Here is an 11,664-nt window from a genome sequence, read left to right on the forward strand (position 1 = left end):
AACTCGAACTCGCCACTAGTCATGAAGAGCGGATCAAGCTGCTGGAGAGATCTATAAAGATGGCGCGTGAGCTAGAGAAGATTGCCGAGGCGAAACATAAATCCGGGAATGGTTCCGCAGCAGATATGCTGAGCAGTCAGTCAGATCGCCTGAATGTGGAAATCAGACTCGTACGTGAGCGACAGAAGAAAATGCAGGGCTAAAAAAACACATGAAAGGCAAATGGATATACATTGTTGCAAGCATTTTGTTCGTCGTCCTGTGGATTATGACGTCGAGCGAATTTGCGCTGAAGCAACCATCCACCTGGCAACGCTTGGCCGAACCCGGCCAATTGTCGGCCGCTCATGCGCATCTGGAAAACAATTGCGCCGCATGCCACACATCGGTCACCGGCATCCAGACGTCGAAATGCATCGTCTGCCATGCCAACAACGAGTCTCTTTTGCAACGGCAACCGACGTCGTTCCATGCCAGTATCAGTAGCTGCAAAGAGTGCCACTTGGAGCATCAAGGCCGAGGAAAACGCGCGACAAGTATGGATCACGTGATGCTGGCCAAGATAGGTTTGCGTCAATTGAAAGATGATGATATCAACAGCGAATTGATGACTTGGTCGAAGTTATGGGTGCCACCGCACGCCAATATTACGCCTGACGAAGTGGTCCTCAACTGTGCCACCTGTCACTCAAACGATGACCAGCATTTCCAACTCTTTGGCCAAGACTGTGCTCAATGCCACGCTACGGACAAGTGGACGATTGCCGAATTCCGACACCCATCCCCCAATTCAATGGACTGCGCGCAATGTCACCAAGCACCGCCCAGTCACTACATGATGCACTTCAAGATGATTTCAGCCCGCGTTGCTGGTCGGCCACACGCTCGTGTTGATCAATGCTTTCAGTGCCACCAGACAACATCTTGGAACGACATACTTGGGGCCGGCTGGTACAAACACCATTAGCATCTCGTTAGCAGCGTAAAGATTTATCGGCAAGGAAGACAAAATCAAATGAATCACACATTCGACCGAGATCCATCAACCGAGACGGCTACCGAGGTGACCGTTCGAAGAGAAGCAGCGCTATCGCATAATGAGCAACCTAACAACCGAGGAAGACTAACGGAACGGCGTCATGATCGGCTGAAGTGGATCGTGCCGGTTCATACACTGAGCGGTGTTCTCCTAGGAATTTTGATTTTGCATCCCGTGACAATGGTCATCTATTGTTTCGAATTTCATCCCGAACTTACGCAATCCGGCGTGCTTCACTTGGTTGCATCACGGATCGGGAGCGCTTTCATGCCTCAAATGTGGCCTATGACCGGAGCGTTTGCACTAATCGGGGGATTGTTGGGAATGGGGTCGGGGCTTTATGCGTGTGCCATCACGCGGAAACTGCTCCTCGTTTCTCAACTGGACCGGAAATTGGGGATGACGATCCACTTACTCATCGCTACGGGGGAAAGTGACGTCGTCGAGTTCAAATCCTCGCTGCGGTGGGACCACCGTCAGAAGAAGTGCAATAAGGCTCTCGAGATAGTGATTGTCAAAACGATTGCAGGATTCTTGAACCATGATGGTGGTGACCTACTGGTCGGTGTGGCCGATGATGGATCAATTGTCGGCTTGGAAGATGACTACGCTACCTTGCGAAAAAAGGACCGCGATGGCTTTGAATTGCTGTTAATGCAGTTGGTCAAAAACGCACTCGGCGGTGACGTGTGCACGATGCTGCACGCGGTTTTTCAGGAGATCGACGGCGGTGACGTATGCCGAGTGTTGATCGAGCCATCAGAACGCCCTGTGTATGTCCAGCATGAAGGGAGGGCATGGTACTTCGTGCGTACGGGTAACTCAACCCGCGAACTTGATACCAAGGAGGCGATTGATCATATCGCGCGGCGAAAGTCACGATTGTGACCCCACCGAATCCCAAGCGAGAGTTCAACTGGTTGGTGACGAGAATCGATGATATGTCATGCCTCGATGTTTTTCAGTCTAGCTGTCACGTTACTTGAAGAAAACTGCAGCAAGTGTGTCGCGAAAACTTATCTGGCAAGAAAATTATTCCAGGAAAAATCTATGAACTTCAAATTGCCACTTCACACTCGATCAATTCGTTTTCAACTACTATTAGCAGTTAATCTGCCACTCGCGGTTTTGGCGACACTGTTCCTCGTTTATGACTTTCGTCGAGAAATATCAGATCGAGTGGTTGAAAAGAGGATCGCTCTCGATGAAGAGGCTAAGACCATGCTTCCAGCAGTGTTGCAGATGCGACATCACGGCAAAGATTGTGTGCAAAGTTACATAGATACTGTCTGTGCTCGCATGCAGGGCAGTGACTCACCGGGTCACCACATTGCCGTTGTCTTCCCAGAGGCAATGTTGCAGGCGGAAATACATCATCGTGCGTCTCCTGAAATGATTCAGACGTTACAACAGGCCGCTCAATCTTCCACTCGGCGGGCTTATGTGGGAGAGCAAGAAATCATCGTGGGCAACTACGGACAGGAAGGAACAACCATTTTCGTTTCAGAGACAATGGAGCGTCTCCGTAGATCAGTTTGGAACGATCTCGGTCGGCAAATAGTAGTTTTCCTGATTCTGGCTGGCGTCGCCGCGATTGTGGTCAACGTTGTGTTGCTCCGTTTCGTAACGACTCCGCTCAGGCGGCTCGTGAATACCGTCCGCGAGATTGCAGCGGGAAAGCTCGGCAGTCGAGCTGTGGCGTTTTCGTCGGCCGAACTCCGGTTCCTGGCCAACGAGATCAATCAGATGAGCGAAGCACTTACTGCGGCTGACAGGTATCGCGGCATCCAAATGGCTAAGGCTCGCGAAATCCAACAACATGTGCTCCCGGATACACAATCCATACCCGGTTTAACGATGGCAAGCCTGTTCCTGCCAGCTGATGAAGTCGGCGGGGACTACTATGATGTCATCTCACTATCGGACGGAACCGTGTTGCTGTGTGTGTCGGACGTCACCGGCCATGGTGTATCGGCCGCCATGGCGACCGTGTTGTTGCGGTCGTTATTACACACGGCGGCTGAGTCCCTTTGCTGTCCAAGAGAGATCTTGGACTTTGTTAACCGACGTTTTGTAGAAGCCACGTTGCCAGGAGATTTTGCCACGGTAATCCTTGTTCAAGTCGACGTACAATCTCGACGACTGGAATACGCTAGCGCAGGCCATGAAACTGCGCAGCTTCTGTCGCGAACTGGCGAGCGACGTGCACTGGAATCCACCGGCCTGATTCTTGGAATCGATGCAAACGCGACATGGGAATCACTAGAGTGCGACCTCGCACAAGGTGAACGGCTGCTGCTCGTAACCGATGGGGTAACGGAAACCCATGGGGCCAACGGCACATTGTTCGGGCGTGATCGTTTGATTGAGTTGCTGGAGAATTTTCCGGAAACGTCACTCGATGAGGTCATTAATAGGATTAAACACGCTTTGGCTGCATTTCAACAGGGGACGGTGCAGCACGATGACGTGACGATCGTGCTGGCCGCTTTGGATGGTTAAACGTTGAGTCGCTGGCAAAAGTGGCTATTGTGGCTTCGATGTTATTTTCTCGTTAGTGCAGTTCGCTGCGACATGAGCCGAGGGAAAAACATCGGTGTACGCTGCATGTACTCGCGGTATTCTTGGGGAAATTCTTGAAGAACGTCTTGTTCCTCTTGCTTCGCCAGTCGCACATACATCGCGATCACAAAGGGCCATAGAATAAGCGTGGTGAGTGTTGGCCACTGAATCATGAAGCCCAGGGTGATGATGAAGATACCTGTGTACTGGGGATGTCGCACGTACTTGTAAACTCCGTCCGTAACCAACTCGCCCTGCGACTTGTATACTCTTTCCCAGCCGGTCATCACCAGCCATATACCCGTGATTAGAAAGATGTTGCTGATGATCATCACAATGAACCAGCCGTTGCCGAGCCCTGAGTACGAGATCACATCTCCCAGTAAATGCCCACTGATGTGATCTAAAGGGATACGGATGCCGACAAAATGTAAGAGCAGATAGATTGTTAGCGGAAATCCATACATCTCTGCGAAGAGTGCAACGATGAAAGCAATCAGCGCTCCCCCCGACCGCCTTCCGAGCCTCGTCTGCATCGGAATGAACCGCACAATGAAGAATACGCTGATTAGAACCATTGTGATAACGAGGCCCCAAGCTCCATAGGCATATGCCTGGTGATCATGCATTGGCTAGCTCTCTTTCGTTTCTTTCACTCCAACGTTGTAGAATACGGCCATGATTGACCCGAATAGCCAGCCCAGAATAAAGATCTCCAGCACGCCCACGATCATTTCCCACCACGGCATGTCCCAACGCATGATTGTGGTGACGTCGACGCCGTGCATGATGCTGTTGAAAAAGTGAATGGCAACATCTTGTTGGACTGTCATCATCACGAATGCACAACCGATATAAGATAAAGCCGATCCCATCGCCAATGCAAATCCAAACCGCGGCACGCTAAGAGTGCGCATGATTTTCTCCCTTTCCGTCTTGCTGTCTGTCGTCACCATGTTGGTGTCCGCGCATCATAAACAAATGGCACGAGAACATAAGAACTACAAAGACGAACATCGTCACACCTTCGCCGACACCGAACAAAGGTAGCATAAAAATCAGCAAGAACGGCAGCACACAGCCTACCAGCATGTGGACGAAGTGCTTCATGATACATCACTCCTGCGATCATTCACGTTGTGTCTCCAAGTGCAGCCGACTACCGTGGTGATTGCCTAAGGACTTAATCGCTCGAGTAAGGCTGCATCCTCGCATTAGTTTTGTTTGATTCTCTCTCAATCATTCTTGAGTATCCATTTCGATGCAGTCGGGACGCCATTTCTTCACCGCGTGCCATAAAATAATTCTTAATTAGAACTACAAATCAGTGACTTCATGAAGAAAGGGCTATCTTCACGCACCTAAACTCAAGTCCCTTTAACCCTGGTTGGCGATAATCCTTAATCAAGAATAAAGCTAATGCCTCGGCTATTCTTTTTTCAACTTAGCGAGATATGTATCGGGACTGCTGAGCAGCTTGTCTTTGCAGCCATCGCAGCAAATCCATACTGGCTGACCGTTAGCGTCGACTTTTTTGGGTGTTCCCATCACGCCTAGCATTTTACCTGAGACGGGGCAAATATGCTGTTTCTCTGCTGATGCTGCGTCTTCAGTAGATAGTTTAGCAAGCGCGGCCTTCATTTTTTCCATGTCGGTTTGTCCGCTCATGCCGTGATGGTCGTGGTCAACGTGGCCATCATCGGGAGAAGAAGAGTTTGAGTTGGTTGGTTTAGGTTTAATAGGATCAGAACCACAACCAGAGAGAGAAAATGTAATCAAAGTGACAATCATGAGACTGAAAGGAACCAAGTACTTCATCAAAATCCTCGTATATCTTAGAAACGAAAACAGTCATGTCCACAAAACGACTTTGTAGCTCCTTAGCTTAGATACCAACTCACTACAGTTTCTTCATGAAAATCCAAATTCTTTTTCTAGATGATTTACGAAATGTAATTCTGTCTCAACGGACCTAATTAGCTAGCAAAGATTTGAAAGTCCCCTTAGACTCATCTTAATTAGACGTATATTTTGAAAGAAAGCGTAAATCCTAATGTAAAATTCACATGATTAATAGACTTAGTTGTCCTGAATAAGTCAGTGTGCTACGCTGCAATACTGAAGATATATCTCATTATTTAGCTGTTAGATCAATGATAATCATTAATTTGCTTAAAACCTGAGATAAATAAAGACGCACATTTTATTTCATGCTCAATTTTTGAAATCCCATGAAGAAACTCTCTGGCTGTGGCATCTAAACATACAACAACACCGAATGATGCAAGCGATGCGACTGAAGTCGACGCCAGTATATTGGAAGGATGTCGCCTTAAGGAACGTGGTGCGCAACAGTGTCTATATGAGTTGTATCATAGGCAGGTATACAGGCTCATGGTTCGCACGGTTGGGCTACAAGATGCAGCAGATGTAACACAACAAGTTTTTCTGCAACTATTTCGTAAAATTGACCAGTTCGCAGCTCAATCCAAGTTTCAAACTTGGCTTTATCGACTTGCTATAAATGAAGGGCTTCAACACCTGCGTAAAGGACGTCGTTGGAATTTCCAAAATCTTTCACATGAACCGATGAGCCAACACAAACCGGAATTTGAACGTAACGAACATAAGGAACTTTTGGACGAGGCTCTATCTAGAGTCGAACCAGAGTTGCTTTCGATTTTCGTACTTCGTGAAGTTGAAGGTCTGTCATACCGCGAAATCGCAGAGGTAATTAAAATTCCAGAAGGAACCGTCGGATCACGGCTGAATCGCGCACGACGCGAATTACAGCAGCACCTTGCTGATCTGGGTTGGGAGCCGTAACATGAATTGTTCCGAAGTTCAAGAATTACTTTCCGCCTACTATGACGGTGAGCTAGCCGATGACCAAAAGTCTCACGTATCGGCACACATAAACTCATGCTCAAAATGCACAAAAGAACTTGCTGGATTCGAGAAACTCTCGCGTATGTCTAGCGATCTCAGCGAACACGTGCCAACTCAACAAATTTGGAATCAAATCAATCAACAGCTAAACCAACAATCTATTTGCGAAGATCCCGGCACCAAACCGGTGGATAACGATCGTCGGTTTTCGTTCTCAGTGCCGAGGTCATTTGTATTAGCAGCAACCATCTTCGTTGCTGCTGGAATTGGCTGGTTCACTTATCAGTCATGGTTTGCTCATGGCAAACATGATCACTTTACAGCAGAGTTTGGGCATTATCTTGACGAATTTCCTCGTGATCCTGATACGGCTCAACAGATTCTGCTCGCGAATTATAAGAACCAACTTGTTGATCCTAATCAAGCTTCCGAGCACATTGGATATCAGCCATCTGTTGCCAAAGGTCTGCCTGCTGAATATACGCTCGAATCAACTCATATCATGAAGATGCCGTGTTGCACTTGTGTGCAATCTATCTGCAAACGAAGCGATGGCAGCACTCTGGCTATTTTTGAGCATGATGATGAAGAATCTAAGGAATGGTTTGGGGACAGGCCTAAAATCTCAGTATATTGTAAAGATAAGCAATGCTTACTGGTTGAACTAGATGAGCAAATCGCTACCAGCTGGAAAAAAGGATCACGTCACATCACATTGATCGGAGCACGTGACCTTGAAGAAGTCAACAAATTAGTTGAGTGGTTAAATTAAGAAGCAGCAGCCCGTAATAAACTGAGGACGACAATGGAAAACTCTTTTCAAGTTAACTGGTGGGGTCGCTTCTACGGCAAACATACTGGCAAGTTGTGGATAGGGCAGACAGCTGTTCTACTGGTAATCGGCTTCAGCATTGCATGGTCAATGAAAGAAAGTTCATTGACGGTCAATCCAGCCAAATCTGGTGAGACTCATACAGAGCACAAAAATGTGTCTCAAATCTGGAGCTGTTCGATGCACCCCCAGATTCGCCGCGATGGTCCAGGTAAGTGTCCTATTTGCGGTATGGAATTGGTGCCCGTCACGACATCTGCAGGCGGTATGCGGACGATCAAAATCAGCCCTACTGCGCGGAAGTTGATGAGGATCGAGACCACACCTGTCGAGCGACGTTATGTCACAGCTGAAATACGTATGGTTGGAAAAGTCGAATTTGACGAGACAAAACTCTCATATATCACGGCATGGGTTTCTGGCCGCCTCGACCGATTGTATGTCGATTTCACCGGTATCGAAGTCAAGAAGGGCGACCATTTAGTCTATATCTACAGTGAAGAGCTATATGCTGCTCAAGAGGAGTTGATTCAAGCATTAAAATACAAACGCGAGCGTTCTTCTTCCACAAAACTTGTACAGCCAATTGATCTTGTCGCATCCTCACGCGAAAAACTCCGTCTTCTTGGCTTGTCAGCCAAACAGATCAAAGACATTGAAAAGCGTGGTGCCCCGACCGACCACATCACCATTTTCTCACCGATTGGTGGCGTCATCATCGATAAGCTACGGCAAGAGGGCGACCGCGTGCGCACTGGTGACCGAATCTATACTGTCGCTGATCTGAATCAGCTGTGGGTCAAACTCGATGCCTATGAATCTGATTTGGTTTGGCTCCACTACGGACAAAAAGTGGAGTTTACAACTGAAGCATACCCAGGCGAAACGTTTACGGGACGTATCGCGTTTATTGATCCCGTGTTGAACAAGGATACCCGGACGGTTAAAGTCCGAGTCAATGTGCCCAACAAGGATGGCAAGCTCAAGCCGGAAATGTTTGTACGTGCCATAGTACGTTCGCAGCTCGCTTCTGGAGGGCGTGTGCTCGATAACGATCTTGCAGGTAAGTGGATTAGTCCTATGCATCCTGAAATTGTTAAGGACAAACCTGGAAACTGCGACATCTGTGGAATGCCATTAGTTCGTGCCGAGACGTTAGGAGACGTTATGGCCAATCCTGAAAGCAAACCGAAACCACTTGTCATTCCAGTATCGGCTGCACTAGTCACCGGCACACGAGCAATTGTCTATGTCGAAATTCCCACGGCCAAAGAACCAACATTTGAAGGACGTGAAATTGTGTTAGGCCCGCGTGCAGGCGCGTACTACCTTGTACGAAGCGGACTAAAGGAAGGAGACCTTGTCGTCACCAACGGTAACTTCAAGCTCGACAGCGCTCTGCAAATTTCTGCCAAGCCGTCAATGATGACACCCGAAGGAGGTGGCGGCGGCGGGCATGATCATGGTGGCGCAAAGGGCGGAAAAAAAACGCAGCAGGGTGAAACAAAAGGCCAGAAAATGATGTTACCTTCCCAGTTTCGTTCACAACTCGACGCAGTATTAAATGCGTTCAATAGTGTCACAACGGCTGTTGAGGAAGCCGATTTGGCGAAAATTCGTGCAGCCTTTGAACAATTGGGAGTGGTGATGAGTAAAGTCAACAAAAAACAACTTACAGGCCATGTAGAAATGCTTTGGCGTGAATTTTCGATGTTACTATCAAATGACGTAGTTGAAGGACGTGATGTCGCGTCGTTGCAAGATTCTGATCGGATTTACTTTCAACTAAAACGACACGTTCAGCGAGTTCGCGAGCAATTTGGTATGACCCACAGCAACCATCAGCAAGCGATCATCAAGATCGACGTACCTATCGAGTTTCAGAATCAATTGTTGCCGTTGTTAGACGTTTATCTTGTACTAGAAAATTCCTTGGCATCGGACAACGAAAAACGCGTATTGGCAACAGGTCCTAAGTTACGTCAGGTACTCGGTACGATCCAAACATCGCATCTGAAAGAGAAAGCCTTAGCAGTTTGGAAGAAAGAATATGGCAATCTCAGTAAGATTGCAGACCAACTCATCGGGGCGAAAGACATCAAAACGATGCGAAAGGCGTTCGCTTTGCTTTCAGAAGAAGTCTTGGTCGTTGTAAAAACATTTGGAGTAGGAAATAAGCGGCCTCTCTACGAACTACATTGCCCGATGGCATTTAAGGGTCGTGGAGCGATTTGGCTCCAGAACAATGACCAAGTCAGAAATCCCTATTTCGGAGCCACAATGCTCAAGTGTGCGGATCGGGTCAATTTGATCCCGATCGACAAAGAAAAACAGGGATCTCACGCCGACCATAAGGGACATAGTCACAAACAACCGTAGGGCATCCTTGTCCATGAATGTCAACAGGAAAAATGATGGTAGCCGATTCCGAAAATCCCAATCTAGCACCTGACCCGCATTCTTTGCTCGACAAGACTATCTGGTTCTGCCTGAACAATAAGCTGGTTGTCTTGTTGATGGTGATTGTAATCCTCGTCTGGGGCGCGATGGTGGCTCCATTCGATTGGGATTTGGGTAGCCTGCCACGCGATCCAGTGCCGGTCGATGCAATTCCTGACATCGGCGAGAACCAGCAAATCGTTTTCACGCAGTGGATGGGACGTTCACCTCAAGATGTGGAAGACCAAATTGGATATCCGCTCACAGTAGCCTTGCTCGGCCTCCCTGAGGTCAAGACGATCCGCAGTTACTCGATGTTCGGATTCTCAACGATCTATGTGATCTTCAACGAAAAAGCCGAGTTTTATTGGTCCCGCACGCGAGTTCTGGAGAAGCTCAACAGTTTACCCACAGGAACGCTCCCTGAAGGCGTTCAACCAACGCTAGGACCTGATGCAACTGCCCTCGGTCAAATATTTTGGTACACACTAGAAGGATACGATCCTGACGGAAATGTTGTCGGAGGCTGGGACCTCCATGAGTTAAGAACCACGCAAGATTGGTATGTTCGTTACGCACTGAATTCGGCTGAAGGTATCAGTGAAGTCGCTTCGATTGGTGGATTTATTCAGGAATATCAAATCGACGTCGATCCCGACGCTATGCGAGCAAACAAGGTAAGCCTGGGGGATGTTTTTAATGCCGTTCGCATGACGAACGTAGATGTCGGTGCACGTACGATCGAGTTGAATAAAGCGGAATACGTCGTTCGTGGCTTGGGTTTTATTAAGCAAGTTGAAGACCTTGAAAAAACGGTTCTCAAGGTTCACGACAACGTCCCCATCACGATCAAGGATGTTGCGAAAGTGACTTTGGGGCCAGCGATTCGGCGTGGTGCGCTCGATAAAGAAGGTGCAGAAGCTGTTGGCGGTGTATGCGTAGTCCGCTATGGTTACAACCCTCTAGCGGCGATCAAGAACGTCAAGAAAATGATCGCCGAGGTATCACCGGGGCTGCCAACTAAGGTGTTGATTGACTTCAAGAAAACAACGCGTAAGGAGATCACGCAGTACGCCAAATCACATCGCTTCGATGCCTATGAAAACGATTTAATGAACGACAAGGCATGGGTTCAGCATTTGCGATCCCTGGACCGCAACAAGTGGCCCGAGTGGGCCACTATCAGTCAGATCACTGTGGTCCCTTTCTATGACCGCACAGGATTGATTTATGAGACGCTCGGGACGCTGAATACCGCGCTCACTGAAGAAATTCTAGTTACGATCATCGTCATTCTGATCAGTGTCATGCACCTGCGGAGTTCTGTGTTGATCAGTGCTCTATTACCACTCGCCGTGCTGATGTGTTTCATCGGGATGAAAACTTTCGGCGTAGACGCAAACATTGTAGCGCTTTCTGGTATCGCCATCGCCATCGGAACGATGGTCGACATGGGGATCATTCTCTGTGAGAATATTCTCAAACATCTGGATGAAGCTAATCCAGACGAAGACCGTTTGAAAGTCATATTTAATGCATCGCGTGAAGTTGCCAGCGCTGTGCTAACGGCTGTGTCTACAACTGTCATCAGTTTTTTACCCGTATTTACGATGATCGGTGCTGAAGGCAAATTATTCAAACCACTGGCGTTTACTAAGACGTTTGCTTTGATTGCATCAGTCATCGTGGCTTTGACGATTATTCCACCAATTGCCCACGTGTTGTTTACGGGGCGCTTACGTTCTGAAGCACTCAGGCGATATCTTCACTGGAGCGTGATCATCGTTGGTATGGTTACCCTTCTGCTCGCTATTCTAGCGGCTATGCCCATGAGTTCAGCCAGTTCGATAACTTACTTTTCTATTCCGTGGTGGGTCGGAGCTATTGTAATGGCATTAGGCAC

The 11,664-nt window shown here is 48.1% G+C and carries 12 protein-coding genes; 8 read left to right on the forward strand and 4 right to left on the reverse strand.

What is annotated here, in order from left to right:
• The 4 genes from AAC022_RS26820 to AAC022_RS26835 all read left to right on the forward strand — a co-directional run.
• Window positions 1–203 (forward strand): TolC family protein (locus AAC022_RS26820; protein WP_339736353.1); only part of this gene is annotated, 203 nt, incomplete at its 5' end.
• Window positions 204–211: 8 nt separating this feature from the next.
• Window positions 212–967 carry a hypothetical protein gene (locus AAC022_RS26825; RefSeq protein ID WP_339736355.1) on the forward strand — a complete coding sequence of 252 codons (756 nt, stop codon included), beginning with the start codon at window positions 212–214 and terminating at the stop codon, window positions 965–967.
• A gap of 339 nt (window positions 968–1,306) precedes the next feature.
• A complete protein-coding gene (locus AAC022_RS26830; RefSeq protein ID WP_339736357.1) occupies window positions 1,307–1,927 on the forward strand; it encodes an ATP-binding protein in 621 nt (206 codons plus the stop codon).
• 162 nt (window positions 1,928–2,089) lie between these two features.
• The gene (locus AAC022_RS26835) at window positions 2,090–3,541 is read left to right on the forward strand and encodes a SpoIIE family protein phosphatase (protein ID WP_339736359.1); all 1,452 of its coding nucleotides are present in this window, start codon (window positions 2,090–2,092) and stop codon (window positions 3,539–3,541) included.
• 41 nt (window positions 3,542–3,582) lie between these two features.
• Here AAC022_RS26835 and AAC022_RS26840 read toward each other — a convergent pair whose 3' ends face one another.
• From AAC022_RS26840 to AAC022_RS26855, 4 genes are all read right to left on the reverse strand, one after another.
• Complete coding sequence (locus AAC022_RS26840; RefSeq protein ID WP_339736361.1) at window positions 3,583–4,230, reverse strand: isoprenylcysteine carboxylmethyltransferase family protein; 648 nt, start codon at window positions 4,228–4,230, stop codon at window positions 3,583–3,585.
• A 3-nt stretch (window positions 4,231–4,233) separates the two neighbouring features.
• Window positions 4,234–4,518 carry a DUF5676 family membrane protein gene (locus AAC022_RS26845; RefSeq protein WP_339736363.1) on the reverse strand — a complete coding sequence of 95 codons (285 nt, stop codon included), beginning with the start codon at window positions 4,516–4,518 and terminating at the stop codon, window positions 4,234–4,236.
• Window positions 4,505–4,711, reverse strand: coding sequence for a hypothetical protein (locus AAC022_RS26850; RefSeq protein WP_339736365.1), 207 nt, complete (start codon window positions 4,709–4,711; stop codon window positions 4,505–4,507). The genes AAC022_RS26845 and AAC022_RS26850 overlap by 14 nt, the downstream gene beginning before the upstream one ends.
• 318 nt (window positions 4,712–5,029) lie before the next feature.
• A complete protein-coding gene (locus tag AAC022_RS26855; RefSeq protein WP_339736367.1) occupies window positions 5,030–5,419 on the reverse strand; it encodes a hypothetical protein in 390 nt (129 codons plus the stop codon).
• A 432-nt stretch (window positions 5,420–5,851) separates the two neighbouring features.
• On the opposite strand from AAC022_RS26855, the gene AAC022_RS26860 reads away from it, so the two are divergent.
• From AAC022_RS26860 to AAC022_RS26875, 4 genes are all read left to right on the forward strand, one after another.
• Window positions 5,852–6,427, forward strand: coding sequence for a sigma-70 family RNA polymerase sigma factor (locus AAC022_RS26860; RefSeq protein ID WP_339736369.1), 576 nt, complete (start codon window positions 5,852–5,854; stop codon window positions 6,425–6,427).
• A gap of 1 nt (window position 6,428) precedes the next feature.
• Entirely contained in the window at window positions 6,429–7,262 is an 834-nt protein-coding gene (locus AAC022_RS26865; RefSeq protein ID WP_339736371.1) for a zf-HC2 domain-containing protein, read from the forward strand.
• A gap of 33 nt (window positions 7,263–7,295) precedes the next feature.
• The gene (locus AAC022_RS26870; protein WP_339736373.1) at window positions 7,296–9,701 is read left to right on the forward strand and encodes an efflux RND transporter periplasmic adaptor subunit; all 2,406 of its coding nucleotides are present in this window, start codon (window positions 7,296–7,298) and stop codon (window positions 9,699–9,701) included.
• Between the two features lie 32 nt (window positions 9,702–9,733).
• Window positions 9,734–11,664 (forward strand): efflux RND transporter permease subunit (locus AAC022_RS26875; RefSeq protein WP_339736375.1); only part of this gene is annotated, 1,931 nt, incomplete at its 3' end.

The sequence above is a fragment of the uncultured Gimesia sp. genome (genome assembly GCF_963976445.1).
Lineage (GTDB): Bacteria > Planctomycetota > Planctomycetia > Planctomycetales > Planctomycetaceae > Gimesia.

Excerpts from the sequence above, each read along its gene's own strand:
- AAC022_RS26825 (WP_339736355.1), top strand. The coding sequence starts at position 212 with ATGAAAGGCAAATGGATATACATTGTTGCAAGCATTTTGTTCGTCGTC.
- AAC022_RS26830 (WP_339736357.1), top strand. The coding sequence starts at position 1,307 with ATGCCTCAAATGTGGCCTATGACCGGAGCGTTTGCACTAATCGGGGGA.
- AAC022_RS26835 (WP_339736359.1), top strand. The coding sequence starts at position 2,090 with ATGAACTTCAAATTGCCACTTCACACTCGATCAATTCGTTTTCAACTA.
- AAC022_RS26840 (WP_339736361.1), bottom strand. The coding sequence starts at position 4,230 with ATGCATGATCACCAGGCATATGCCTATGGAGCTTGGGGCCTCGTTATC.
- AAC022_RS26845 (WP_339736363.1), bottom strand. The coding sequence starts at position 4,518 with ATGCGCACTCTTAGCGTGCCGCGGTTTGGATTTGCATTGGCGATGGGA.
- AAC022_RS26850 (WP_339736365.1), bottom strand. The coding sequence starts at position 4,711 with ATGAAGCACTTCGTCCACATGCTGGTAGGCTGTGTGCTGCCGTTCTTG.
- AAC022_RS26855 (WP_339736367.1), bottom strand. The coding sequence starts at position 5,419 with ATGAAGTACTTGGTTCCTTTCAGTCTCATGATTGTCACTTTGATTACA.
- AAC022_RS26865 (WP_339736371.1), top strand. The coding sequence starts at position 6,429 with ATGAATTGTTCCGAAGTTCAAGAATTACTTTCCGCCTACTATGACGGT.
- AAC022_RS26870 (WP_339736373.1), top strand. The coding sequence starts at position 7,296 with ATGGAAAACTCTTTTCAAGTTAACTGGTGGGGTCGCTTCTACGGCAAA.